The following is a 25,289-nucleotide window of genomic DNA, read 5'->3' as shown; positions in this document are numbered from 1 at the left end:
TCGGAGACCTTCAGGGGGAGCTTTGAGAGAGGAGCCGTTTCTTGCTCAGCGAGCCGTCGTTCTCCTTCGACTACATCGCGCTCGATCCGCCTCAGCGCATCAAATAGTGCCGTCCATGACAAATGACGCGACAGTGTTGCGAATGCCTGTCCGCAGAGCAGAACTGCCAGCAGACTTCAAATTCGGCCAACTTCTCGAATGTTCCGACCGATGCGCGAACCCTCCAAGCGAAGGCACGCCGCCGAGCGGCATTGACAAGCGACACCCCGTTGCCTGGTCAGTCATTCACGCCGATGTCTGTAAAAAGGAACCCTGCCGGCGTCTTGGTAAAGACGAAGATGAGTTCGCCGCAAAAGATGAGGTAATTGTCATTCTTCTCTGGATCACGATCGTAAACCGCCTTGCCGCGCTGGATACACGCGCGATTTTTCGCCGTGAACGAGGTTCGATAGGTCTTGGCCCGAAATTGCGCGGCGTCGCGAATTTCGCTGTGGTTCATGAACGGCAATCGGGTCATACCAGCGACGGCGGCGGAGTCGTTCGTCCTCAGCGCCGCGCGAAACTTCTCCATGAAGCCATCGAATTCCTTCTGCAAGGCAGGAGAAGCAACGGCTCCCTTCGCCTGGGCGCCGGCTGGAGGAACGTTCACGAAAGCGGTTGCGAGCACAAGTCTCAGAAACAATCCCACGGGTCGGCTCCGTCCATCGCACAACTACTTCCGACCGAAAGAAATCCATGGCATTCCGTCAAGGACTTTCTGGCTCGCCGGGCGCAACTCGAACTCCGCCCAGGCGTGGACCAGCAACATTTGCCCGGGCATGCGTTGGCATATTTTTGCCGCGCCCGCTTATGGTCCGTTGCCGCCGTTCGCTGACGGGGCCGCTATGTCTGCCTTCAGGAGATAAGCCGACCTAGCTCAAGTCGGTTCGGAAGTCGGCCTGTGACCCGAAGGCGACATCGACCAGACGTTCAATCGGTCCTTCAACTCACCTGGTGCCTTTGTGTTATTGTAGCCCTTTCGAGAACTCGATGGAGGGAAGGATGGACATTCGATCGAAATTGATGGCGCTGTGTGAATCGTTCAACGCGCACGACTTGGATTCCATCATGGAGTTCTTTGCTGACGATTGTGTCTTGGAGATGCCGAGGGGCAGCGAGCCTTGGGGCTCTCGCTTCGAGGGCAAACGCAAGGTACGAGACGGGCTCGCGACGCGCTTTGCAGGCTTACCGGATGTTCACTACGGCGACGCCGAACATTTTGTGGATACGATGGCAAACACGGGCATTTCAAAATGGACGCTAACGGGCACTACAGGCGAGGGAAAAAAGATCGAAGTCCGAGGATGTGACTTTTACACTTTTCGCGCGGGCGAGGTGATCCGCAAGGACTCGTATTGGAAGATTGTTGAAGGACCTCCGTCAGCTTAACGACGCACATGTCCGAATGTGGACCCTTGACCGAACAATGCTGAGAACATCGTATTGTTGGCTATCGGCGGCAGACCGGACGCGGCGCCGTGCTCACTTCGACCGCTGTGGCACCAAGATCATGTTCGATCTCACCGAGACCGGTCATAACTACGTGATGACACTCGACCGCACTCTAGTGGGCTCACCTGGCGGCCTGCCAATTATCCTTGAAGGCAAACTCGTCGGTGCGATCGGTTGCAGCGGTGGGACTGGAGCGCAGGACGCCGTCGTCTGTCAGGCCGGCGTTGATGCACTCAATCGTCGCTGAGTGATAAGAGCCGCCCGCCCGGTAGAAATTTCGCCGCTGGGCCGACGTCATTCAATAGGCTGGCCAAGCAACTTCCGCTTCGAAACTCACCGTCTCGGTCAGCCGCCGCTTCACTCGCCCGGAGCGATCGCGTTGCTCGGCGTCGGCCGGTCGGTGATCTGCTGGCCGAACAGGCTGCCGATCAGCTCGACAGCCGTGCGCGCCGTCCGGCCGCGTTCATCCAGGAAGGGATTGAGCTCGACGATGTCGACTGATCCGACCGCGCCGGAATCGTGCAATAGCTCCATGATCAGGTGCGCCTCCCGATAGGTCGCACCACCAGGCACCGTGGTGCCGACGCCCGGCGCCACGCAGGGATCGAGGAAATCGACGTCGAAGCTGACATGCAGCACGCCGTTGCTCGCCTTGACCCGCTCGATGACGCGCCGGATCAACACGGCGACGCCGAACTCGTCGATCTGGCGCATGTCGACGACCCTGATCCGGCGCGCGCGCATCAACTCCTTTTCCAGCTTGTCGATCGAACGCGCGCCAAACAGGTCGAGCCTGTCCGGATGGATTGACGCGCGCGGATCGCCGCCGAGCAGGCCGTCGAGGCCGGGCTCACCGCACAGAAACGCGGCCGACATGCCGTGCATGTTCGCGGTGATCGTCGTCTCCGGCGTGTTGTAATCGGCATGGGCATCGAGCCAGAGCACGAACAGCTCCCTGCCCCGCTCCTGCCAGTGGCGCGCCATCGCATTGACCGATCCCATGGACAGCGTGTGATCGCCGCCCAGGAAGATCGGCAGCGCACCGGTCTTCGCGATCTCATGGCCTTTGCGGCTCAGAACCCGTGTCCAGCGCTGGATCTCGCGGTAGTGATTGGCTCGCTCCGGCGGCCTGTCGGTGAGGTCCCGGACTTCGCTTGCGGAAAGATCGCCGTAGTCGACGACCTCGAAATCCAGGCTTTCGAGCAATGTCGCAAGGCCCGCGGTCCGCAGCGCCGCAGGCCCCATCAAGGTGCCGCGCTGCGATGCGCCCATATCGATGGGCGCGCCGAGCAAGGCGATGCGCCGGGCTCGATCCGTCATGGTCCGATCGGTCACGGCCGCCTCCTCAGTCGACAAGGTTGATCCAGCCTAACAGAGATTCGCATCCGTCGTTTCACGGGGGCGCTTCGCTTCGGGAGGAACAAAAGCCCGAGCGCCGAATTGCCCATCCAAGGCCGGCACCCGCCGTTAAATGACGGCGCCTGTCGCGGATAGCCAAAGGTCGTCAGACCCGCTGTTCAAAACAAGCGCTCGCGCGGATAGCCAAAGGTGCCGGCCTCCGCCATCAGGCTTGGAGGTCGCGCACTTGAGCACGGAGATACCGGAATCCACGTCCCAACCCGGCATGGCCGAGCGTGCCATCGATACGGCAGCGGATGTCTCCCGCACTATCGGTGAGGTCGCGGGCGGCCTGCACGCGGCCGTCGATCGTTTCACCTCGACAATTGAGGAATCGCGCAAGCCCGGCGGAGCCCTCGCGACGGTCGCGGCGATCACGCGTGAAGCGCCGCTTGCCAGCCTGTTCGTGGCTTTCCTCTTTGGCGTCGCGGTCGCACGGCGGCGCTAGAGCCGAGCCGCCTGCTCGGCCAAACCGTCCTGCTCAGGCAGCGGTGACCGCGTCCAGCTCGGCCGTCAGAAATTGCCTCTCGAACGCCTCGGCAGGCATCGGACGTCCGAAGAAATAGCCCTGCCCTTCCTCGCATCCCATGCCGACCAGGAAGTCGGCCGTGGCGCGGTTCTCGATGCCTTCGGCCACGACCGTGAGGCCGAGCTGCTTGCTGAGGCCAATGGTCGAGCCGACGATCGCGGCATCGTCGGAATTGGCAAGCAGACCAAACACGAACGACCGGTCGATCTTGAGCCCGTCGAGCGGAAACTTCTTCAGATAGCTCAGGCTTGCGTAACCGGTGCCGAAATCATCGAACACGACCCGGACGCCGAGGTCCTGAATCCGCTTGAACATGGCAAGCACGCGGCGCTCGTCATGGAGCAGGATGTCTTCGGTGACTTCGATTTCGAGAAGCGACGACGTCAGCCCGGTCACCTCGAGCAGTGCTGCAACCGCATGCGCGAGATCGCCGGATTGCAGTTGCGAGGGCGAGAGGTTGATGGCGACGCGCACGTTGTTGCCGGACAATTCCCAGGCTCGCGCCTGACGGCAGGCCGTCTCCATCACCCAGTTCGCGATCCGCTCGGACAGGGCCGACGTGTTGACCACCGGCATGAATTCGGCTGGCGAGACGTAGCCGCGCACCGGATGTCGCCAGCGGATGAGCGCTTCGGCTCCGACCAGGCTGCCGTCGATCAGGCGAACCTGCGGCTGATAGAACAGCTCGAACTCGCCGCGATCCGCAGCAAGCGCCAGCTCGCTCTCCAGCGTCAACCGGTTCTCCAGCTCCTGCCTGATTGCGGTTTCGAACAGAACATGGCCGCCGCGCCGCGTCGCCTTGGCGCGGCTCAGCGCGAGATGGCCGTTGCTCAGGAGATCGTCGGCCGTTTGCCCGCCCTCCGGATAGACGGCGACGCCAACGCTTATCCTGATGCGGTGCTGCCGGGTGCCGGTCGCGAGGGGGGCTTCAAAGGCCTGCGCGATGCGCTCGGCGAACGCCGCGACCGGTTCGCCGATATCAGCGCAATCGAGCGCGATGGCGAATTCGTCCCCACTGAGCCGGGCGACGATTGCCTTGCCATCGACTTCGGCGCGGAGCCGCTCGGCGACCGCGCACAGCACGAGATCGCCGGACGAGTGCCCGAGCATGTCGTTGATCTGTTGGAAGCCGTCGAGCCCGAGCACGAGCAGAGCAACGCCGGACGACCGGCGCTCCGCCGCGGCGATCAGGTCGCTAAGGCTCGCGTGCAGCATGTTCCGGTTGGCAAGGCCCGTCAGCACGTCATGTTCGGCCAGATATTGAATACGTTCAGCTTCGCGCTTGCGGACCGAGATATCGCGCAGGATCGCGCCGTATTGAAAGCCGTCCGTTCCCTGCCAGCCCGAGAAGCTCGCCTCGACGGGGAAGGTTTCACCAGTCTTGCGCCGGCCCTCGAACTCGACGACCACCGCTCCGCCAGGAACCAGCAGCGCCTGGCGCGCGGCGTCGTGCATGGACGGTCTGACATCGCCGTCGACCGGCACAGCGCACAGCGTTTCGAACGGGCGGCCGATCATCTCGGCCGGCATGTAGCCGAAGATCGCGCTCGCGCCCGGATTCCAAACCGTGATCCGGTGATTCTCGTCGGTGCAGACGAGACCGTCGCCAAGCGACATCGCGATACGGTGAAAGCGGCTCTCGGCGATGCGCCCCAGCAGCCCACGGAAATCGATTTCGTCCAGCGCAATCGCGGTCAGATAGGCGACGATGGCAATGTGAAAAAGCGATGTGTCGATGACGAGGGGCCATCTTGCCTGCACCAGGGCCGCGGCCAGCTCGATGGCCGCGCCGGCGGCGACGAGGACCGCGACGCGAATCCCTGGTGCGAGGCGCCGCCACGAATACATCATCAGCAGAGTGATCAGGCCCAAGCCCAGGATCATGCCGGTATCGGAGGTCCAGCGCAGCATCCGGCCCTGAAGGATGGATTCCGCGGCCAGGGCCTGGAGCACCGGCCCCGAGACGATCCTGCCGTTGGGAACGCTGAAGCGATCGCCAAGCTCGAGCGCAGTGGCCCCGACGATGACCTTCTTGTCCTTCAGACCGTCGAGAGTCGCGGCATCGCCGCGCAACACGTTGACGTAGGAGACGGTCGGAATAGAAGCTGCACGAATGCTGAAATCGATCAGGAAAGGCGGCCGCCGATTGACGTCCTGCCCGGCCAGCACCACGGCCATCGACGGCACCACGACATCGCCGAGCTTCTCGCCGAACGGATAGCGGCGAACGAGCCCGTCGGATTCGATTGCGACGTTCACGACCGCCGGCCACGACTGGTTGCCGAACGGCTTCAGCGGACGATTGACGTGCGCCGCGCCACCATTTGGCGTCGGCTGCTTGAAGGACGGCAGGATCGTCGAGCCGCCGGCATTGCGAAGGGCCTTGACGAAAGCCTCGTCGGAAGCCGGATCCGACGGCGTGCTGAAATCGACATCGAACGCGATGTCCCCCGCGCCGGCCGCCTCGAGTCTCTTCAACAGGTCGGCGTGAAGCCGGCGCGGCCAGGGCCACACGCCAATCTGATCGATGGATGGTGCGTCGATGGCCACCACCACCACCTTGCCGCTGGCGTCACGCGACTGCCAGGTGAACCGCAGATCGGTGAGCGCGTTGCGAAGTGCGCCATGCCATCCCGTGGACAGCACGATCGCAAGCGCGATCACAACCAGAATATGCGGCCGATAGCGTTTCACTCCGATCCTCCCCCGTCCCCGCTTCTGCGGGTACGCCCCTCATCCCCTAGGAAATCGCCTCAGCGTCTGCCGTAGGCGTGACCGTGGCCATTGCTGCCATTGCCGCCGCTATTCCCATTGCCGTTGCCATTGTTGCCCTTGCCGTTGCCGGTGGCACCATTGTTGCCGTTATTGCCGCCGCCATTGCCGTTGTTGCCATTGCCGGAATTGCCGTTGCCGCCGGCGTTTCCGTTGCTGGCGGCCGCGGCGATCGCGGCGCCCGGGTTCGACGCGCTGTTACTGACGGAAGCTGCCGCACCGTTGCTCGTCAATGCCGTCTGGGCTGCGGTGTTGGACGCGGCGGTGCCGGTCTTGCCCTCGCTCCAGACCGTCTCGGTACCGGCGTTGGCGTTCGCGTTGCGCACCTGGCCGGGAGCAACGGTGCCGTGGGCAAGCCCACGCGTGACCTTGTGGAAGTTCAGCTTGACCTCGCCGAGCGAGCTCGAGATGCGCACGATTCCGGCCTTGGAAACATGACCTCCTGCCGCCTGATGCGATTGCTTCGGCGCCCCGGCAACCTTGGTCCCCTTGTCGATCGGACCGAGCGCGTGGATGGCATGGCCGTTCGCCGCATTGCGCGGCGCGGACAGGCCTGATTTCGGCACGGGCACACGCTCGATCGTCGGAGTGCGCGGCTTGCCGTGCTCGATCGGGTTGAACGTCCCCGCACCGCTCAGCCTGAGGCCGGGCTTGCCGTGCTCAGAGACGGTTGCGGCCTGTCCCTTCATGACCTGGGCAATCTGTCCCGTCCTGAAGTCGGAGACCTCGACCTGGCCGCGGAGCACGCCGACCTTGGTGCTGCCCGCCTCCACCGTGACGCTGAACTGGGTTCCCTTGACCACGGCGGCGAGATAGGGCGTCTCGACCTCGAAGTGCTTGACGTTGCGCTTCTCGACTTCGAGCAGGATCGAACCCGCCTGCTGGATGATGGTGGTCGAGAGTCCGTCCTTCTTCTCGGCCGGCAAGCCGACCACAGAGTTCGGGGAGATCAGGATCGTTTCCTCGCCGCGGACCAGCAGCACCCGGCCGGTGCGGCCGGTGCGGATGGTATTGCCGGGCTTGAGCGTCTCTTCCTGGTTCAGCGCGACCTGTTGCGCGCCGTCGGTTGCGACCCACACCTCACCGGTGGCCTTGCTGATCGACCAGACGCCATCCTCCGCCGCGAACGCGCCGGAAGCCGTTCCAAGCGTCAGCGCCACCACGAGGGCACACCGCATTCCAATTCTGCCGAGCATGACGATCCTCAGTCCGCGTTACAGCCAGATCTGAGGGGTATCCGAAATCACTCAAGAGAGGATTAGCAGGAAGCGGCCAGTGGAGCGGCGCCATTAACCAATCATTGACCATAAAAAACTATGAAAAATCATGCAGCTAACGAACCTTTTCCGCCCGGCGACGATTCCTCCGTCGAACTACGGAGAAAGTTTCGCCGCGCGCGTCGGGAAGCGGCATCTCATTACCGCATTGGCCTCGTTGGTCCCGATTTTGGCCGGAGGTCTCCAAGCGTTCGCACAGCAGGCGAACCAGCCGGGCTTCGATCCGCGCCAGCCCGAGAAATATTTTGAAAACCAAACCGAACGGGAAAAGTTGAGCCGCCCGCCGGTCAGCCTGCCGACGGTTGGCCAACCCAACGCCGGCGGCGATACCAAGCCGCAATTCGTCCTGCGCGGCGTAAACGTCAGCGGCGCCCACGCCGTCTCCCGCGATCGCATTGCCTCAGTCTATCAGACCTACCTCGGCAAGAAGGTCTCGCAGGCGGATCTCGCCGGGATCGCCGGCGCGATCAGCGATCTCTACCGCACCGACGGTTTCCATCTCAGCCGGGCGATCGTGCCGCCGCAGGACATTGCCGACGGCCGGGTCCGGATCCAGGTGATCGAAGGCGCCATCGTGCAGGTCGAACTGAAAGGCGACGGCGCCGAGCAGTTCGGCGTCAGGCCGATGCTCGAGCCGGTTCTCACCGAGCAGCCGTCGCGCCTCCCGACACTCGAACGCCAGCTCTTCCTCATCAACGCCAGGCCGGGCGTTCGGATCACCGACAGCGCGCTGGAGGAAATCGGCAGCGGCTCCGGCCGCTTCCGTCTCACCGTCTACTTGAAGACCTGGCACGTCTTCTCCTCGTTCGGCCTGGACAACCTCGGATCATCTTCGGTGGGCCCGTGGCAGACCTACGCCACCGGCGCGTTCAACTCCTACCTCACGCCCGGAGACACGCTGGCCGTCAACCTGTCGACCATTGCCAACGATCCTCGCCAGCTCGGCTTTGCGCGGCTATCCTATGACGCGCCCGTCGGCGTCGAGGGCGTACGTCTCGGCGCTTCCGTCCTCTACAGCGCGGTCCGACCAGGCGATGCCCGCCGCCTCGACAGCGACATCACGACGACTGAGGCCTTCGAGCTGCGCGCCAGCGTCGTTCCGCTGCAATCGCAATCCTCGACGCTCACGTTGACCGCGGCGACGACCTTCAGCAATGTATCCGAGCACGACGTTTACGGCCCGTGGTACAACGACCACATCAGAACGGCGAGCCTGACCGCCGACTATCGGCTGCAGGATCCATTCGGCGGCACCAGTTTCGCGACGCTGACCTATCGCCAGGGCCTGGACGTCTTCGGCGCCTCGCACTTCGACGACGATCTGTTGTCGCGCAACGGCGCCTCCTCGAACTTCTCGGTGCTGAACCTCTGGTACACGCGCTACCAGACGCTCAACGATGCCTGGTCACTCAAGCTCGCGGCGGCGAGCCAGACAGCGTCGCGGCCGCTGTTCACCTCGCAGCAGTTCTATCTCGGCGGTGTGGCCTTCGGCCGGGGTTACGGCGCAGCCGAGATCAGCGGCGACAACGGCCTCGCCGGCTCGCTCGAGCTGCGCTTCGATCAGAAGCTCAATTTCCGCTACTGGACCGGCTATCAGCTCTATGCCTTTGGCGACGCCGGCGCCGTCTGGAACGACGGCTACCGTTTGAGCGAAGGCCTGTCGCTCACATCGGCCGGAGCCGGTGTCCGCTTCTTCCTGCCAAACGATCTCCAGGCCGATCTTGGCGTGGCCGTGCCGTTGAGCTACCGGGCGCCGGACAACGAACGCCGCAGCCCCCGCCTTCTGTTCACATTGTCGAGCGCACTCCGGCTCTGCCCCGAACGCGGCAGGTCGGGCTGTCTCTAGCCGCCCGGTCGTTTGCGCAAGTGGCCCCCGGCATACGGGGCCATTGCGGCCTTGCTCACAGAGTTGCCTAAATTTAATCCCGTAACCTGCTCACGATCGCTCGATCGGAGAGTTCCCAATGACCATGTTCAGCCGAACGTGATTTGAGACGAAGCCATGAAGAAGGTGTTTGCGGTCCTGGCGTTTCTCTGCGTCCTCGGCGTCGGGGAATATCTCGTCGTCAGCCGGTTCGCGATCCGCCATGAGACTTTGGCGCTGTTCGACGCCTCGCGGCAGCGACCGATCTCGGTCGAACTGGCGGTGCGGCGCGATTACGAGACCAAGGCCAATCTCGCCCTCTGGAAACTCCCGCTTGCCATCATCAGTAACGGCAATACCGTCAAGGCCACCGAATATTCCTTCCTCGCCAATGCGCTCGCCGCGCGCGGCTATCTGGTTGCCAGCATCCAGCAGGACCTGCCGAGCGACCCGCCGCTGATGACCCTTGCCGGTCAGCAATATGTCGGCCGGCATGAGGTCTATATCCGCTGCGAGGCGAACATTCTCTTCGTGCTGGATAAACTGAAGAGGCAGCACGAGAACGTCGATTACGACCACATCACCCTCGTCGGCCACTCGAACGGCGGCGATGTCTCCATGTATGTCGCCCATCAGCACCCGGAGCTGGTGTCGAAGGTGATCACGCTCGACAATCTGCGGGTGCCCTTCGTGGTCAGTGACGGCATGAAGATCCTGTCGTTCCGGTCGAAGGACCCGCATTTCGTGACCGATCCCGGCGTGCTGCCGACGCCGGAAGAAGCCAAGGCGCGCGGCATCGCCATCGTCCACACCGGCGCGCAGCACACGGAAATGAGCGATCGCGGCCCCAACTCGGTCAAGGAGAAGATCCAGGAGACGCTTGACCGCTTTCTGCGTGAGAGCGCCAGCAGCGCGCTCGCGCCGGCCGATACGAAAAGCCCGATGATCATGAATCCGGGCGACTATTAGCCGGGAAAGCTTTGCGGCAGATCAAGGCGGCTCCGAGACGGCAGGATAGAAAACCACATGGCCTCGGAGAGACAGGTGTCGCATTCCATCGAAAGTCTTGATACGAAGGGTCTCGATGCAGGAAGCCTGAGCCTGCCGGCGGCGAGAATGCCGGCAGTCGCACGGCATCTCTATCGTTCGGTTCGCAAGCTGCTGCGGTCGATCATCGCCCGCATTGATCTCTCGCAATTTCCGGGATCGTGCTGCGGATAGGCATGGCGGACGGAACGCATGAAGGTTGCCCGATGCACCAGCATTTGAGACGAATCTGCCTGTTGCTTGCCGTAACCTCGAGCATCGGCACGTCGCCCGCGCTCGCAGCCGATGCCGGCCACGGTGCGGACCTCGCCAAGCGCTGGTGCGCAAGCTGCCATATCGTCGCCAACGGCCAGACCCAGGCGAGCGCCGACGTCCCTTCCTTTGCCTCTGTCGCGCGCAGGCCAGATTTCAGTCCGGAGAGACTCGCCTTCTTCCTGCTCGATCCGCACCCGAAGATGCCGAACTTCCCCTTGAGCCGGACCGAAGCGGGCGACATCGCGGCCTACATCGCATCGCTGCGCTAATGCATGATCCGGAAAAGCGCGGAGCGGCTTTCCGAAAAGATCATGCTCAAACAATACCCCCAAAGCACGATGACGATCTTCCTGATCTCATCGCGCTTTGGTGGCGCGCCGAGCACGGGACCTGCCACACATAAAAATCCCTGCCGGAGGACCGACAGGGATCAGCAGAAGAGATGACGGACGGCGAACAAGGTCATTCGGTGGCCCGTCATGGATCTGCGTCAGCATCGAAATGCGGATCGCCGTGCCACGCAAGTTCAATTTGTGGGCACTCTGCGCACAGGTCGAGGATCAGGACTTGCCCTTGCCCGATTGCATAAGACTGCCGGTCATCTGGCGCATGTGATCTCCAGCACTGGTGAACTGGCTGCGCAGGAAATCGGACTGGATTCGCATCGCTTCCTGAAGGTCGGTAGCGTGGACCAGCTTGCGCGCATGCTCGAAAGCCGACTTCATATTCTGCTCAGTGAAATTCAACGCCTGCTTCGACACCTCCGTCCCCGCACCTGGAACTGACGTCATTGACTTGCTAGCGGCTTCGAAAAACATGCCGAACGCTTTTTCGGCCTGATCAATCGTCTTCTCGGCCAGGTCGCGCAGTTCGGCCGGAACTTCAAGCTTCGGTTCGATCATGGTTCGCACTCCTCCCGTTTTCCCGACTGAATACCACACTTGCCGGATCGCCTTCCAGCGGCCAGCCGCGGGGAAACCTCGCCGGGGCCCGGCGAGGGCAGGAAAGCGAAGAGACGGGCCGGACTCAGGACAAGGGGTGCTCGGGAAGGGCTTCTTCGGTGGCGAGGTCTTCGACCAGCTTGATCACCTCGAAACGCTGTCGCGGCGCGAGCTTAAGGAACGCGCGGAGCAAGCGCAGACTTTCGACCGTGCCGCTTGCGGGCGCGCCGAGCTTGAGGTGCAACTCAGCCGCGAAATTGAGGTTCTTCATCTCGCACCTATGACAAGCGTCGGCCTTCGTGATCCGCTCGAGACCGAACGCCGCAACAAGACGCCGCAGCAAGCCGCCACAACAGACCTATGGCGACGAACTGTCGGCCGGGTGGCCCCGGCCGGCTGGCACGCCGAACGACATGTCCAACAACGCTCAACCATCTGGTTGTAACTATGCCAAGGAACAACCCGCCCGGCAAGTCCGACAGTGGGTGCAGAGATGCTTCATCTGCATCGCAGCACGGCAATTCCGGATAACAGGAATATCGACCGCCGTCACCCACCTGCGTCAAGAAGCGGCATCTATCACGCAACACAGCCTCGACCGCTGTCAATGGGCCCAACGTTTCGGCTCGTTTCCGACATGAATGCACATTGGCTGCATACGAGCGCTTCTCGGCGCGTACACGTAATTGTTGAGTCTGGCCCAGCGGTTGTATCGGCGGCAAATGAACCTCGACCTCGAAAGCTGATCTCCAGCGTCCCGATCTCGGCGCGCTGTCGCTCGTCGGTCCGGATGTCCGCCTATGAACCATTGTCCATAAGCGAGCGACCAAGCCGTTGCGACACGGCCACGCAGATTACGGGCGCCATGGCTGAGACTCTTCGATTCGGGCGCGCCTCAGCACCAAGGATGACGACATGATTTCTCGCTGCGATCTCATCAAGGGCGCCGCGGTCGCGCTTTTCACCCTCTCGATACAAGGCGCATGGGCGCAGGAGACCAAGATGAACCTGTTCAAGATCATCACCATCAAGGACGAAATCGTGATCGGGTTATCGGCGGAGGAGCTCCACGGGCTCGGGGGCAATGATGCGAGCGCGGTTGCGCACGCGCTCGCGCAGAAGGGCGATCTCACCGTATGGCAGTACAACGTGCATCGCGGCCCGAACGGTGAATTGCAGCAGGCGCCGACCGCCAAGATCGGGCTTCTGGCCAATGCCTCGCTGCGCGTCGAGCCGTACACGACGCCTTATAAGATCGTACCACATCCATAAGCGACCGACTGTCTTCACCCGCGCCGCTCCGCCCGCCGGGCGCTCGTTTCTGTCGCAAAGCCATAGACCAGCGCCAGCCGGTCCAGACATTCGCGAAAGCGCCGCGCAAAATAGTCGTTCCAGCGCTGCGCCCGAACGGCGCGACGCGCGCCGACCTGATCCATGGTGAGGCCCAGGATCAGCACGTCGTGCACCAGCGCGGCGCCGTCGGTGCCAAGCTCGCGCTCGACCCGGTTCAACCGCAACACCGCCTGGCGCTGGCTCTCGGTGACGGGGTCGCGCGTGCGCGTGCCGTCGACATATTCCCGGGTCGGGTCCACCGCCTGAGGCCCCCGCTCCGCCCTCTCCCAATCATTCTGGAAGGCACGCCCGCCGCGATATTGCGCCTCGTCGATCTGGTGGTGTGCGTGCAGCCGCCCCAGCGGATCGCCGCGGATCGAGCGGATGGCCAGGATCTTCTCACCAGAATCGAGCGCCAGCGGATTGTCGATCTCGACCTCCGCCACTTCGGCGTTGAACGGTACCTCGCGGGACCGCCGGTCGTAGATCTGGGCCAATTTGTAGGACTTGTTGCGTCGGACACGAGCCACTCGGATACTCCTTGCGAAATGGACGATGAAACGGGTGGGAGCTCAGGCAGCGGAGACCAGCCTCAGCACGACGGGACCGGTGGCGCGCGCGGATGCCGCACCGGAGCGGCGCGTCAGGCGCGCATGCGGCGCGCAATAGCTGGAACCTGGCCGGCAGGGATGACCACAGAAGGCAATCTCCTCCCCGTCCTTGTCGCCGCCATAGGGATAGCGGCAATCGGCCGGCTCGAGCTCGACCAGTTGGATCAGGCGCGGCTGAACGCCGACGCAGCGCAACTTCACCGGCGCCGCCGGCTTCATTGCGGACTTCGGCGGCACGTTCAGGTTCGGTAACACGGCGCGGCGCGGCGAAACCGGAGCCTCACCAGGCAAATATGGCGTGATCGACGGGCTCGTTATCCATTCCGGGATGACGAGCCCGAGCCGCTTGGCGCGGCCGATCACCGCATTGCGGGTATAAGCCGTTCCAAACCTTGCATTAATCTGTCTTCCGATCTCCGCATAAGACATGCCCTTGCGAAAATAGTCGCGAAGCGCGTCGGAGTGCTCCGACGGCCAATGGCCCGGTTCCATGATGCTGTCCTGTGATGCGCCTCCCCCCGTTGAGCGACCGGGAGACGAAACACACATTCCGGTATTCCGAAGCACGAGTCAAGCGATAATTCTGATATTCATAATTGCATCAATTCCGAATTTCGGATTACAAGAGGCAAGACGGTGCGCAATCGAGGGAATCAGCATGTTGGACGTTGCAATGATCGAGCGGGGCCTGGAGAAGACGGGCAAGAGCAAGGGCGGCCTGGCGGCGGCCATGGGCGTGCGCCCCGGCGCGGTCTCGGAGATCCTCGGCGGCGAACGTCTGGTGAAGGCTTCGGAGATCATTCCGATCATGGAATATCTTGAGCTCAATCTCGCGCCGATCATGGGCCGGGTCGGCGCCGGCGCCGTGATCGAGCCGGATTACGAGCAGGTTCCGCCCGAGGGGCTTGGCGACATCACGCTGCCCTTCCCGATCATGGAAGAAACCGTCGCATTCGAAATCGTGGGCGATTCGATGCTGCCCAAATACGAGAGCGGCGACGTGATTGTGGTCTACAAGGACCAGCGCCACCCGCTGTCGAGCTTCTACGGCGAGGAGGCCGTGGTCCGGCTCAAGACCGGCGAGCGCTATCTGAAGACCATCGAGCGGGGGAAAAGTCCGTCCGTCGTCAATCTCACCAGCTTCAATGCCAAGCCGATCGTCGGCGTCAAGCTCGACTGGGTCGGGGAGATCTGCCTGTCGATGCCCAAAGGACAGCTCGAGCGGCTGCGCGCCAAATCGGCGCGGCCGCGCAAGAAGGGCAAGTGACGCCAATTTCCGTTTTTCAGAAAGAATCCTTGACTTGATTCCGTTTTTCGGAAATACTCTGCCGCGTCCCCGGTGACGGGAGCGCGGCAGGGTCGTTTTCATGCAATATTTCGTGGTGATGATCGACTATGGGCGGCGCGGCCGTGAGGCGGTCGTCGACCCCGAAATCACCAGGCGCGAGGTCGTCTCCCGCATCGCCTCGGGCGAATATCAGAACGTCTCGTTCATCCACGAAATCGCGGAGAATTCGGTCGAGGACGTCACCGAGGCCATCCTGACCGAGGCGGCGCTGCCCCAGATCCCGCCGGAAGAGGTCGACCTCCAGGCAGTCCGCCTCGACCACACCCGCGATCTGCGCAAGCACGAACGGACGTGACGCAGCCGAGCCTGCGTCACGTCCCGGAGCGGATCAGACCGTGAGGACGGTCGATCCCGTCGTCTTGCGCGCGGCGAGATCGGCATGCGCCTTGGCGGCGTCCTTCAACGGGTAGGTCTGATGCACCTCGATCTTGACCGCGCCGGACTTGACGACGTCAAACAGCTCGCCTGCCATCGCAACCAGATTTTCACGCTTGGCGGCATAGGTGAACAGTGTCGGGCGGGTGACGTAGAGCGAGCCCTTCTGGGCCAGCAGGCCGAGATTGAGCGGCTCGACCGCGCCGGAGGACTGGCCGAACAGCGCGGCGACGCCGAGCGGCGCGAGGCAGTCCAGCGATTTCAGGAACGTGTCCTTGCCGACGGAATCGTAGACCACCGGCACCTTCTTGCCGCCCGTGATCTCGTCCACCCGCTTCACGAAATCCTCGCGGGTGTAGATGATGACGTGATCGCAGCCATGCGCCTTGGCAAGCTTGGCTTTCTCGTCGTTGCTGACGGTGCCGATCACGGTCGCGCCGAGGTGCTTGGCCCACTGGCTCAGGATCAGGCCGACGCCGCCGGCCGCCGCATGCAGCAGGATCGTGTCGCCAGCCTTCACCCGATAGGTCTGCCGGATCAGATATTGTGTGGTGAGCCCTTTGAGCATCATCGCCGCCGCGGTCTTGTCGTCGACGCCGTCGGGCAGCTTCAGCAAACGGTCAGCAGGGATCAGCCGCGCCTCGGAATAGGCCCCGAGCGGCGAGGCGCCATAGGCGACACGATCGCCCGGCTTCAGATCGGTGACACCGGGCCCGACCTCCTCGACGATTCCGGCCGCCTCGCTGCCGAGCCCGCTCGGCAGTTGCGCCGGGTACAGGCCCGAACGGTTGTAGATATCGACGAAGTTGAGGCCGACCGCGGTGTGGCGGATGCGCGCCTCGCCCGGCCCGGGCTTGCCGACGCTGACCTCCTCCCAGACCAGGACTTCCGGACCGCCGGTCTTGTGAAAACGAATGGCATGGGTCATGGGCGTTGCTCCCTTATCGTTGGGTGAGGATCCGAAAAAGCCGGATTGGCCGCAGAAATAGGCATTCCGTCTGCCCGTTACAGTACAGACACGTAACAAGAATGTCACAGCGAGCGACAAACCTCCGCCGTTCGACATCCGTTCGAAAGAGTTGATGGTGCGCCTGACGCAACCGGCAGTAACTTCTGCGCGGGGTTTGGTGGTCGCCTGCGAAGGAGAGCCGAGATGCCAGCTTATGTACAGCATCATCAGGACGTCGAAATCGCGCCCGTGAATTGCCCCACCTGCATGGGGTTCCTGCCGATGTATGTGCGCGAGGTCGAGCCGCATTGGAGCCTTGCCAAGATCGACTTTGTGTATGAATGCGCCGATTGCGGCGCCGAAGTCAGACAGACCATCCGCAAGCCGACCGTGCTGCGGCACTGATCCTGCGGACGGCGAACCGCTCAACTATTTGCGTTCAGCGGAAAAAACGCCGCTGATGCGGGTCTGATGTCTCCCAAACGAGGCTTGTTCTTTGCCGGGAACGCAGGCAGAACAAGCCTCAAGCAAGACCTTGGGAGCGCCCATTCGTGGCTGATCAGAAGGCCTCGACCTCGATCGAGGCAGTGGAGAGCGGCCTCGCCGCGCAGGGCTATATCGCGAGCCGGCAGATCGCGACCGCCGTCTATTTGTCGCAGCAGATCGAGAAGCCGATCCTGGTCGAGGGCCCTGCGGGCGTCGGCAAGACCGAGCTTGCCAAGGCGATCGCCGCCTGGCGCGGCATGAAGATGATCCGCCTGCAATGCTATGAAGGCCTCGACGAAGCCAAGGCGCTCTACGAGTGGAAATACGCCAAGCAGCTTCTCTACACCCAGATCCTTAAGGACAAGCTCGGCGAAGTCCTCGGCGGCGCGCAGACACTGCATGCCGCGCTCGACCAGCTCCACGATTTTGGCGACGTGTTCTTCTCCAAGGAATTCGTCGAGCCGCGTCCCCTGCTTCAGGCGCTGGAACAGCCGGGCGGCTGCGTGCTGCTGATCGACGAGATCGACAAGTCGGACGCGGAATTCGAATCGCTGCTGCTGGAGATTCTGTCCGACTTCCAGGTCACGATCCCGGAGCTCGGCACCGTCTCGGCGATCACGCCGCCGACCGTGATCCTCACTTCCAACAGCGAACGCGACCTCGGCGACGCCTTGAAGCGGCGCTGCCTGCATCTGCATATCGGCTTTCCCGAGCAGCGGCTCGAGGAGCGCATCGTCGAAAGCCGCGTGCCCGGCATCTCGCAGGCGCTGCGCCGGCAGATGGTCGGCTTCATCCACGAGATCCGCTCGCTGGATCTGAAGAAGCTGCCGTCGGTCAGCGAGACCATCGACTGGGCACGCGTCCTGGTGCTGCTCCAGGCCACCGAGCTCGACACCGATATCGTCAAGGACACCCTCAACGTGCTCCTGAAATACGAAGCTGACATCGAGGCCGCATCGCCGCAGGTGACGACCTTCATTGCCAAGGCGGCACGGTCCAACGTCTTCGGTTGACGCCGATGCGCGAGAACCTCCATCGTTTCTTTCGGGCAGCGCGGGGCGTCGGCGTTCACGTTTCGCCTGCCGAAAGCATCGATGCAATGCGCGCCGTCGCGCAAGTCGGCATCTCCGACCGTGCCGTGCTGCGCGACGCGCTGCTGCTGACGCTCGCCAAGTCGCAGGACGAGAAGCTCGCGCTCGGCGACTGTTTCGATCTGTTCTTCAGCCGGCCGGAACCGCGGCAGGACCAGCCCGAGACGAACAACGACGACGCTTCGCAGGACACAGATCAGTCGCCCTCGACCAGTTCGGCCAGCGAGCGGGGCGAAGTTCAGCCTCCTGAGGGTTTGGGTCCGCTTGCGCAGATGCTGCTGTCGCAGGACCGCAATGCGATCGCGGCCGCCATCGCCAGCGCCTCCGGTGCGGCCTCCCTGTCCGACATCCGCTACTCCACCCAGCGCGGCATCTTCTCGAGCCGCATCCTCGACGCCATGGGCCTGCAGCGCCTGCGCGACGATCTCGAACAGCTGACCGCGACCAACCCGGCGCTGGCCGAGCGCCTGCGCGCCGCGCTCGACGCCTTGCGCGAGGCGGTGCGCGACACGGTCGCGCAGGGGCTTGCGCTCTATGCCCGCGAGGAGGCCGAAAATCTTCGCAACGAGATCCTGCGCAACGCGCCGCTTGCCCGCATCGAGCGGCGCCAGGTCGCCGAGATGCGCGCCCTCATCCGCCAGATCGCGCGCCGGCTGCGCGAGCGCTATTCCAAGCCGCGCAAGCGCCAGCGCCGCGGCCATCTCGACGTCCGCCGCACGCTGCGCCGCAACGCGGCCTGGGGCGGCGTGCCGTTCCTGACTGCGTGGAAACGCAAGCATCGCGACCGGCCGAAGATCGTGGCGCTCTGCGACGTCTCCGGCTCTGTCGCCCAGGTCTCCGATTTCTTCCTGCTCCTGATCCACTCCTTGCACGAAGTGGTCGATGACGTCCGCTCCTTCGCCTTCTCCTCGCATCTGATCGAGGTCAGCGACGTCCTGGAGGCGAAATCGCCGGAAGAGGCGATGGCCGAGATCATGTCCAAGGTCGGTTTCGGCTCGTCGGACTACGGCTCTTCGCTGGTCGATTTCGAGAAGGACTTCATGAGCGCGCTGACGCCGCAAACCACGGTGATCGTCCTCGGGGATGCCCGCAGCAACAATCTCGACCCGCGCGCCGATATCCTGCGCCGCATCTCCGAACGCTCGAAGCGGCTGGTCTGGCTCAATCCCGAAGGACGGCTCGCCTGGGGCTTCGGCGATTCCGAGATGCCGCGCTACGCGACCTTCTGCAGCGTCGTGCGCCAATGCGCCACCGCGCAACAGCTCGAGCGCGCCGTCTCGGATATCGTGGCGACTTATCAGTAAGTCTCGCGCGCGGCCAACCGCGGTGGCGAAACGTCAGTTTCGCGCAAGCTCCGCCTGGCCGACGTTACACTCCCGGAAGTGACAGGCGATTTCCTCGAGCGCGCGCTGCTTCCATTCCTCGGCTTGCGCGAGCCAAAACAGCCGGCGATCAAAATCGCGGGCCGCACGCTCCCGGCACAGGGATTCCTGACTGCGAATTTCGACCAGCCTGTTCATGCACTCCACTCCTGCCGCGTGAAGTCATTCCCCGCAAATCAACCTAACAGAATCCCGGATTGCTCGCGTCACGATTTCTGTGCATATCGCGACGCATCATGGGACAGTGATACTTCCCGTGCACTGCGGTAGCTCGCAGCGCAGCATCAACTGTGGATCATCAATTAGTGATCAAGCCACGGACGTATTCCCGATCAAGCGATCTTCTTCTCGTGTCGCAACGTAGTGCGGCAATTTGTGAAGAGGCGTTCTAAACGGCCTACCGAATTCCCGACTCATTGTCGTCGCATGGTCTTCATGCGGCGCCGCTAACAGGGGCGCGAACGGCACGATCTCCTGAGGTGACATGAGCAACGATTTCGACTTCGAACTTGCGTCGGACCAGTGGGAAGCGCTGCGTACACTTCGTAACCCGCTGTCGAACGGCCGCCTCGCGAAGTCCTATCTCGTCGATGGCCTCGTCGAGCTTGGCCTTGTTGCCATCAACGACGGTGTACCTGCAATAACGCCGGCCGGACGCAAGGTGCTCGTGCGCGGATCGTGCCGGTTGCTGGATCTCGTGGCGTGACAGATTCGCGCTGATCCTCGGCGACAACCTGCCGGGATATCACCGAGTCCAGTCGTTCCACTGCAGGAGCGGGGATCCATATGCCCTCCTCCAGACGGACAAGAAGCGCGGAAACCAGGAGTGAGCCACCGCGCCGTTATAGGCCCAGGTGCGATATTTCAGACCCTGTTCGGAGATCAACTCCTGATATCCGCCGTGCAGCTCGGTCGCGGTCCGTATGTCCTTCAATATTCCCTGAGCGCAGGAACGGTAGGTGTCGCTTCCCGAGAATTCATCATAGTCCAGCATGCGATCCGCAAATTCGACGTTGAACGTCGGCCAGGAGGTACGTCCCTGGTAGGCAGGCGCCGCGATCTTGTGGATCATCTTGTTCCGCGGATTATCCGCGGACACCAGGAAGTGGTACGTGCTGGGGATGCGAAAGCGCGGCTCCGCAATGATCAGATCCGCCGTCGCCGCGAACAGCGCCCGCTCGCTGGCATCGTTCAGATTCCAGAAGCCGCGATGCACGCTGACGAAATCCAGCGCGACCGAGGACGCCGGCGGGCCCTCCGGTCCGTCGAGAGAATGCCTGACGTATCCGTCCCTGCCGAACAGGCGGAGCAGATCCTTCTTGTACTGCACGAGGTCGCGCCCGAGCAGACGCTTCAGCTCGTTCTCATCGACGATTCCAAGCTGCACGCTCCACACGAAGGTCGTATGGACGCAGGCATTGGTCACGAAGCGCCGGCGCTCGGCGCGGGTATCCGTTGCGGCGGAGCGAGGACCACGAGCGTCGCACAGCAAATAGGTGCTGCCGTCATGATCGAACGGCTCGAGCTCGCTTGCGAGCTTAAGGATGGCACGCTTTAGGTCACCGCCATATTCGGCCACCAGCAGGCGGCCGGCATGCGCGCATTGTGACATCGCCAGATAGGACGGCGCCCTCTGGTCGGCCAAGATCATCTGCTGCAGGCCGGCCAGAATGCCGAGCAGCGTATCCGACGGGCGCGAGAAGTAATTCACGCCGAGGTATCGACCGCGCCCGGCCGGGACGATGGTCGTCGTGACGACATCGGCGCGAACCGCCTCCAGCAACAAACGGATGCTCCTGTCGAGAAGCCGCGCCCGCCGCACCGCGTCCTGCGCATCCATGATGGTTTCGGGGTCGAGGACGTCAGGATAGAACCAGGCGAAGTCACGGGGGTAATAGGCGGATGCGTGGGGTGCGCCGGTGACGAGGAAGGCCTCGGTCACCGAAAATGCGCTGTCCATCGCGTGCCGGTAGAGGTCCTCGATGGCCGACAACGAATGATGCGATTTTCTCAGGAATCGATCCCCGAGAAAATTGACCGCCTGGAGGGCGTTGGCGAAAAACGTCGCAGCCACACCTTGGTAGAACCGGTTTCCGCGATCTGAGGACAACGAGATATCGCTATTCATATACGGGCTAGGGTAACTCCGATGGTGCGGCCACCATCCGAAGCTTGGCTGATTCGTATTTCGTCCAGATGACTTGCCGGCTGAGGCCGGCCGCCGCCGGGCATTCCATTTGATCTCGCTCTTCATATCGAGCGGATGTTGCGGAGCACGATGGTCAGGAGCCGACGTTGAGTCGATCCGCAGTGCATGGGCGCGCGCATCTTTGCCCACTGCGACGTCAAGTCAGCATGGCGGGTTCCACCGTCACAAATCTGCAACAGGCCCAGCTGAAGCGGCGCCCGCAGGCGATGCCAGGGCTTCAACACGCACGGTCCCCCGGTGCCTGCCGAAGCGTTGAGCAAGGGATGATGCATTTTCACACCTTACGCCGGGCTCCAAACTGGCCCACTATCGCGATATTTCACCCATGCAAGCGCATCAGCGAATGTTAGATTCAACACCTGACGGCCTGAATTCCGGCGAATCTCCGCTGCTGCGGACGATCGGGCTCACCAAACGGTATGGCGATTTCCTTGCCAACGATTCTATCGACATCGATATCTGGCCCGGCCAAATCCACGCGCTGCTCGGTGAAAATGGGGCCGGCAAGTCGACGCTGGTCAAGGCGGTCTACGGGCTGATCCAGCCCAGCGCCGGTGAAATTTACTGGCTGGGCGAACGCATCGTGCTGTCCGGCCCCTCGGAAGCCCGCAGCCGCGGCATCGGCATGGTATTTCAGCACTTCTCGCTGTTCGACAATCTCACGGTCGCCGAGAACGTCGCGCTCGGCCTCGACGGACGGGAATCCTTCAACGACATGTCGGCGCGGCTGGCACAGGTGTCGAAGACTTACGGCCTTCCGCTCGATCCCCGGCGCGAGGTCTGGCAATTGTCGGTCGGCGAGCGCCAGCGCATCGAGATCGTCCGCGCCTTGATGCAGGATCCGAAATTCCTGATCCTGGACGAGCCCACCGCAGTCTTAACGCCGCAGGAATCCGATCAGCTTTTCATCGTACTGGAGCGCCTCAAGTCCGAAGGCCGCGCCATCCTCTACATCAGCCACAAGCTCGAGGAGGTGAAGCGGCTCTGCGATACCGCCACGATCCTGCGCGGCGGCAGAAAGGTCGAGACCTGCGATCCCCGGCGCGAGACCGCCGCTTCGCTCGCGCGCATGATGGTCGGCGGAGAGATCAAGGAGGTGAAGGCGGCGGCCGGCCGGACGACCACCGTGCCGCGGCTCGTCGTCAACGATCTGTCGCTCGCACCAGGCGAGGCGCATGGCGTGCGGCTCGCGCACATCTCTTTCGAACTGAAGGGCGGCGAGATTCTGGGGATCGCGGGCGTTGCCGGCAACGGCCAGGACGAATTATTCGCCGCGCTGTCCGGCGAGCGATTGTCGAAGGATCCGGGCACGGTGGTGATCGAAGGCATTGCCGCCGGCCATCTCTCCATCACGCAACGGCGTAAGCTGGGTGCCGCCTTCGTTCCCGAGGAGCGGCTCGGCCACGGCACGGCGCCGCGCATGAAGCTCTCGGAGAACGCGCTGCTCACCGGCCATGCCGCGAGCGGCATGGTGCATCGCGGCTTCATCGATACCGCCGCCACGCTGAAGACCGTCGACCGCGCGACCGAGACGTTCGACGTGCGCAAGGCCAAGCGCGATCCCGAAGCAGCATCCCTTTCCGGCGGCAATCTGCAGAAATTCATCGTGGGGCGCGAGATCCTGCGCAACCCCGCGGTGCTGGTCGTGAGCCAGCCGACCTGGGGCGTCGACGCCGGCGCCGCTGCCGTCATTCGCCAGGCGCTGCTTGATCTCGCAACCGCGGGCGCCGCCGTGCTCGTGACCAGCCAGGATCTGGACGAACTCGCCGAGATCGCCGACCGTATCGCCGTGATGTTCCACGGCAGGTTATCAGCGCCGCTCGCCGCCAGCGAGGCGACGCGCGAAAAGCTCGGCCTTCTCATGGGCGGCAGCATGCTGGAGCCGAAGGAGGCGGCGCATGCAGTTGGTGCTTGAGAAGCGCGCCGAGCGTTCCGGCACGATCGCGCTGGTCTCGCCGCTGATCGCGGTCGGCCTCACGATCGTGACCATGGTCATCCTGTTCGCGATCCTCGGCAAGAACCCGCTGCTCGCTTTGCACGCCTATTTCATCGCGCCCTTGACCGACGGCTATTCGCTGCAGGAGATCGCGGTAAAGGCAACGCCGCTGGTGATGATCGCGATCGGGCTGTCGCTCTGCTATCTCGCCAATGCCTGGAACATCGGCGCCGAAGGTCAGTTCCTGATCGGCGCGGTGGCCGGAAGCTGGATCGCGGTGAGGACGCAAGGCACCGACGCCGGCGCCTGGGTGCTGCCCGCCATGATCGTCCTTGCCGCCGCCGCAGGTGCGCTCTATGCGCTGATCCCGGCGATCTGCAAGGTGAGGTTCGGTGCCAGCGAGATCCTGACCAGCTTGATGCTGGTCTATGTTGCCGACCTCTTCCTCGACTATCTCGTGCGCGGCCCCTGGCGTGATCCGCACGGCTTCAACTTCCCAACCACGGCCGAGTTCGACCCGGTGGCAACCGTCCCGCTGCTGATCGAGGGCGGCCGGCTGCATCTCGGCGCGATCATCGCGCTTCTGGTCGTGGCGGCCGCCGCAATCCTGCTCGGGCGAACCATCAAGGGTTTTGAGATCCGCGTCGTTGGCGCAGCCCCCCGCGCGGCGCAGTTCGGCGGCTTCAAAGCCGACCATCTGGTCATCCTGACCTTCGTGGTATCAGGCGCGCTCGCGGGCCTCGCCGGCATCATCGAGGTTGCAGGTCCCGTCGGCCATCTCCAGCCCGGCATCTCCCCCGGCTACGGTTTTACGGCGATCATCGTTGCCTTCCTCGGCCGGCTGAATCCGCTGGGAATACTGGTTGCGGGCCTGTTCCTTGCGTTGACCTTTATCGGCGGCGAGCAAGCGCAGATCGCGATGAAGATCCCGTTGGATGTCACCAAGGTTTTTCAGGGTATTCTGCTGTTCTACGTGCTCGCCTGCGATTCCCTGATCCTCTATCGCTTCAGGCTGGTCTTCCCGAACCGTCAGGTGGCCCGTGGAACTCGTTGAAGCCATCATCCTTTCGGTGCTCGCCGCATCGACGCCGCTCCTGCTCGCCGCGACCGGAGAGCTCGTGACCGAGCGCTCCGGCGTGCTCAATCTCGGCGTCGAGGGCATGATGATCGTCGGCGCGGCCTGCGGCTTTGCCGGGGCCTGGCTCACCGGGTCGATCTTCGTTGGGGCGCTGTTCGGCATCCTCGCGGGCACGATGATGTCGCTGATCTTCGCATTGATGGCGCTCGGGCTCGCCGTCAACCAGGTCGCGACGGGTCTCGCGCTGACCATCCTCGGCGTCGGGCTGTCCGGACTGGTCGGTGCCGGCTTCGTCGGCGAGCGCATCACGCCGGCAGCCCATCTCTCCATTCCGGGCCTCACCGATATCCCGCTGGTCGGCCGCGTGCTGTTCGGCGAGGATGCTTTCGTCTACTTCTCCATTGCACTCGTCGTCGCCGTCTGGTGGTTCCTGTACCGTACGCGCGCGGGACTGATCCTGCGCGCCTGCGGCGACAATCACGTCTCCGCACATGCGCTGGGTTATCCCGTGTTGCGGATCCGCACCTTCGCCGTGATGTTCGGTGGCGCCTGCGCCGGGCTTGCAGGCGCCTATCTGCCGCTCGCCTATACGCCGTTCTTCATCCCCGGCATGACCGCGGGCCGCGGCTGGATCGCCCTGGCGCTGGTGGTGTTCTCGTCCTGGCGGCCGGGCCGGCTCGTAGTCGGCGCCTATCTCTTCGGCGCCGTGACGATCCTTCAGCTGCATGCGCAAGGCTGGGGCGTCGGCATTCCCTCGCAATTCATGTCGGCGCTGCCTTATCTTGCGACCGTCATCGTTCTGGTTCTGCTCTCCCGTGCGCGCAGCGGCGGCTCGACCGCACCGGCCGCGCTCGGGACCGTGTTCGTACCTGACCGCTGAGTTTCATTTTCGCGACAGGCGCGATGGGGCGCGCAGGT

27 protein-coding genes are annotated in these 25,289 nt (G+C 63.3%); 16 read left to right on the top strand and 11 right to left on the bottom strand.

The genetic code is table 11. The features are described from left to right. Nucleotides 1–277: 277 nt before the first annotated feature. Entirely contained in the window at nt 278–688 is a 411-nt protein-coding gene (locus D6B98_RS04165; RefSeq protein ID WP_245481236.1) for a hypothetical protein, read from the bottom strand. A 353-nt stretch (nt 689–1,041) separates the two neighbouring features. Here D6B98_RS04165 and D6B98_RS04160 point away from each other — a divergent pair, with 353 nt between their 5' ends. Both D6B98_RS04160 and D6B98_RS41880 read left to right on the top strand, forming a co-directional pair. After that, entirely contained in the window at nt 1,042–1,428 is a 387-nt protein-coding gene (locus D6B98_RS04160; RefSeq protein WP_126255635.1) for a nuclear transport factor 2 family protein, read from the top strand. Between the two features lie 121 nt (nt 1,429–1,549). Further along, nucleotides 1,550–1,738 (top strand): heme-binding protein, encoded by a 189-nt coding sequence (locus tag D6B98_RS41880; protein ID WP_164718366.1) that lies wholly within the window; start codon nt 1,550–1,552, stop codon nt 1,736–1,738. A gap of 110 nt (nt 1,739–1,848) precedes the next feature. Here D6B98_RS41880 and rocF read toward each other — a convergent pair whose 3' ends face one another. Next, entirely contained in the window at nt 1,849–2,826 is a 978-nt protein-coding gene (rocF, locus tag D6B98_RS04150; protein ID WP_126255633.1) for an arginase, read from the bottom strand. Nucleotides 2,827–3,076: 250 nt separating this feature from the next. On the opposite strand from rocF, the gene D6B98_RS04145 reads away from it, so the two are divergent. Further along, nucleotides 3,077–3,337 carry a hypothetical protein gene (locus D6B98_RS04145; RefSeq protein WP_126255632.1) on the top strand — a complete coding sequence of 87 codons (261 nt, stop codon included), beginning with the start codon at nt 3,077–3,079 and terminating at the stop codon, nt 3,335–3,337. Nucleotides 3,338–3,370: 33 nt separating this feature from the next. Here D6B98_RS04145 and D6B98_RS04140 read toward each other — a convergent pair whose 3' ends face one another. Then, entirely contained in the window at nt 3,371–6,112 is a 2,742-nt protein-coding gene (locus tag D6B98_RS04140; RefSeq protein WP_126255631.1) for an EAL domain-containing protein, read from the bottom strand. Between the two features lie 59 nt (nt 6,113–6,171). Then, nucleotides 6,172–7,386 (bottom strand): FecR domain-containing protein, encoded by a 1,215-nt coding sequence (locus D6B98_RS04135; RefSeq protein WP_126255630.1) that lies wholly within the window; start codon nt 7,384–7,386, stop codon nt 6,172–6,174. 130 nt (nt 7,387–7,516) lie between these two features. Between D6B98_RS04135 and D6B98_RS04130 the strand changes: the two genes are divergently transcribed. The 3 genes from D6B98_RS04130 (at nt 7,517) to D6B98_RS04120 (ending at nt 10,902) form a co-directional block, all read left to right on the top strand. Beyond that, nucleotides 7,517–9,313, top strand: a complete 1,797-nt coding sequence (locus D6B98_RS04130) for a ShlB/FhaC/HecB family hemolysin secretion/activation protein (protein ID WP_126255629.1) — start codon at nt 7,517–7,519, stop codon at nt 9,311–9,313. Between the two features lie 156 nt (nt 9,314–9,469). Beyond that, nucleotides 9,470–10,300: an alpha/beta hydrolase gene (locus D6B98_RS04125; protein ID WP_126255628.1), complete on the top strand. Its 831-nt coding sequence runs from the start codon at nt 9,470–9,472 to the stop codon at nt 10,298–10,300. A 284-nt stretch (nt 10,301–10,584) separates the two neighbouring features. Next, nucleotides 10,585–10,902, top strand: coding sequence for a c-type cytochrome (locus tag D6B98_RS04120; RefSeq protein ID WP_126255627.1), 318 nt, complete (start codon nt 10,585–10,587; stop codon nt 10,900–10,902). 291 nt (nt 10,903–11,193) lie between these two features. On the opposite strand, the gene D6B98_RS04115 is transcribed toward D6B98_RS04120, so the two are convergent. Both D6B98_RS04115 and D6B98_RS04110 read right to left on the bottom strand, forming a co-directional pair. Continuing rightward, nucleotides 11,194–11,535 (bottom strand): phasin, encoded by a 342-nt coding sequence (locus D6B98_RS04115; RefSeq protein WP_126255626.1) that lies wholly within the window; start codon nt 11,533–11,535, stop codon nt 11,194–11,196. Nucleotides 11,536–11,659: 124 nt separating this feature from the next. Then, nucleotides 11,660–11,845 (bottom strand): hypothetical protein, encoded by a 186-nt coding sequence (locus D6B98_RS04110; protein WP_007601490.1) that lies wholly within the window; start codon nt 11,843–11,845, stop codon nt 11,660–11,662. Between the two features lie 644 nt (nt 11,846–12,489). On the opposite strand from D6B98_RS04110, the gene D6B98_RS04105 reads away from it, so the two are divergent. Continuing rightward, a complete protein-coding gene (locus tag D6B98_RS04105; protein WP_126255625.1) occupies nt 12,490–12,846 on the top strand; it encodes a hypothetical protein in 357 nt (118 codons plus the stop codon). Nucleotides 12,847–12,860: 14 nt separating this feature from the next. Here the strand turns inward: D6B98_RS04105 and D6B98_RS04100 are convergent, their stop codons facing one another. Both D6B98_RS04100 and D6B98_RS04095 read right to left on the bottom strand, forming a co-directional pair. After that, nucleotides 12,861–13,436, bottom strand: coding sequence for a hypothetical protein (locus tag D6B98_RS04100; protein ID WP_126255624.1), 576 nt, complete (start codon nt 13,434–13,436; stop codon nt 12,861–12,863). A 42-nt stretch (nt 13,437–13,478) separates the two neighbouring features. Next, a complete protein-coding gene (locus D6B98_RS04095; protein WP_126255623.1) occupies nt 13,479–14,009 on the bottom strand; it encodes a GcrA family cell cycle regulator in 531 nt (176 codons plus the stop codon). Between the two features lie 166 nt (nt 14,010–14,175). Between D6B98_RS04095 and D6B98_RS04090 the strand changes: the two genes are divergently transcribed. Further along, nucleotides 14,176–14,784, top strand: coding sequence for a S24 family peptidase (locus tag D6B98_RS04090; protein WP_035705094.1), 609 nt, complete (start codon nt 14,176–14,178; stop codon nt 14,782–14,784). Between the two features lie 100 nt (nt 14,785–14,884). Beyond that, nucleotides 14,885–15,160, top strand: coding sequence for a hypothetical protein (locus tag D6B98_RS04085; RefSeq protein ID WP_126255622.1), 276 nt, complete (start codon nt 14,885–14,887; stop codon nt 15,158–15,160). Nucleotides 15,161–15,193: 33 nt separating this feature from the next. On the opposite strand, the gene D6B98_RS04080 is transcribed toward D6B98_RS04085, so the two are convergent. Then, entirely contained in the window at nt 15,194–16,168 is a 975-nt protein-coding gene (locus D6B98_RS04080; RefSeq protein WP_126255621.1) for a quinone oxidoreductase family protein, read from the bottom strand. A 225-nt stretch (nt 16,169–16,393) separates the two neighbouring features. Between D6B98_RS04080 and D6B98_RS04075 the strand changes: the two genes are divergently transcribed. The 3 genes from D6B98_RS04075 (at nt 16,394) to D6B98_RS04065 (ending at nt 19,070) form a co-directional block, all read left to right on the top strand. Next, nucleotides 16,394–16,594, top strand: coding sequence for a hypothetical protein (locus tag D6B98_RS04075; RefSeq protein WP_126255620.1), 201 nt, complete (start codon nt 16,394–16,396; stop codon nt 16,592–16,594). 146 nt (nt 16,595–16,740) lie between these two features. Then, nucleotides 16,741–17,688 carry an AAA family ATPase gene (locus D6B98_RS04070; protein ID WP_027562443.1) on the top strand — a complete coding sequence of 316 codons (948 nt, stop codon included), beginning with the start codon at nt 16,741–16,743 and terminating at the stop codon, nt 17,686–17,688. 5 nt (nt 17,689–17,693) lie between these two features. Continuing rightward, on the top strand, nt 17,694–19,070 hold the full coding sequence (locus D6B98_RS04065) for a vWA domain-containing protein (RefSeq protein ID WP_126255619.1): 1,377 nt from the start codon (nt 17,694–17,696) through the stop codon (nt 19,068–19,070). Nucleotides 19,071–19,103: 33 nt separating this feature from the next. Here D6B98_RS04065 and D6B98_RS04060 read toward each other — a convergent pair whose 3' ends face one another. Next, nucleotides 19,104–19,286, bottom strand: a complete 183-nt coding sequence (locus D6B98_RS04060) for a hypothetical protein (protein WP_126255618.1) — start codon at nt 19,284–19,286, stop codon at nt 19,104–19,106. 346 nt (nt 19,287–19,632) lie between these two features. On the opposite strand from D6B98_RS04060, the gene D6B98_RS04055 reads away from it, so the two are divergent. Then, on the top strand, nt 19,633–19,854 hold the full coding sequence (locus tag D6B98_RS04055) for a hypothetical protein (protein WP_126255617.1): 222 nt from the start codon (nt 19,633–19,635) through the stop codon (nt 19,852–19,854). 39 nt (nt 19,855–19,893) lie between these two features. Here D6B98_RS04055 and D6B98_RS04050 read toward each other — a convergent pair whose 3' ends face one another. Then, on the bottom strand, nt 19,894–21,276 hold the full coding sequence (locus D6B98_RS04050; RefSeq protein WP_126255888.1) for a hypothetical protein: 1,383 nt from the start codon (nt 21,274–21,276) through the stop codon (nt 19,894–19,896). A 406-nt stretch (nt 21,277–21,682) separates the two neighbouring features. On the opposite strand from D6B98_RS04050, the gene D6B98_RS04045 reads away from it, so the two are divergent. From D6B98_RS04045 to D6B98_RS04035, 3 genes are read left to right on the top strand one after another with little or no spacing between them, the layout of a single operon-like run. Next, on the top strand, nt 21,683–23,272 hold the full coding sequence (locus tag D6B98_RS04045) for an ABC transporter ATP-binding protein (protein ID WP_164718365.1): 1,590 nt from the start codon (nt 21,683–21,685) through the stop codon (nt 23,270–23,272). Further along, nucleotides 23,256–24,347 carry an ABC transporter permease gene (locus tag D6B98_RS04040; RefSeq protein ID WP_126255615.1) on the top strand — a complete coding sequence of 364 codons (1,092 nt, stop codon included), beginning with the start codon at nt 23,256–23,258 and terminating at the stop codon, nt 24,345–24,347. The genes D6B98_RS04045 and D6B98_RS04040 overlap by 17 nt, the downstream gene beginning before the upstream one ends. Then, the gene (locus D6B98_RS04035) at nt 24,334–25,251 is read left to right on the top strand and encodes an ABC transporter permease (RefSeq protein ID WP_126255614.1); all 918 of its coding nucleotides are present in this window, start codon (nt 24,334–24,336) and stop codon (nt 25,249–25,251) included. Before D6B98_RS04040 ends, D6B98_RS04035 begins: the two co-directional genes overlap by 14 nt. Nucleotides 25,252–25,289 lie beyond the last annotated feature (38 nt).

Source organism: Bradyrhizobium sp. LVM 105, assembly GCF_003957705.1.
Lineage (GTDB): Bacteria > Pseudomonadota > Alphaproteobacteria > Rhizobiales > Xanthobacteraceae > Bradyrhizobium > Bradyrhizobium frederickii.
Note: the sequence above shows the minus strand (reverse complement) of the source record. Positions and strands in the feature narration are given on the sequence as shown.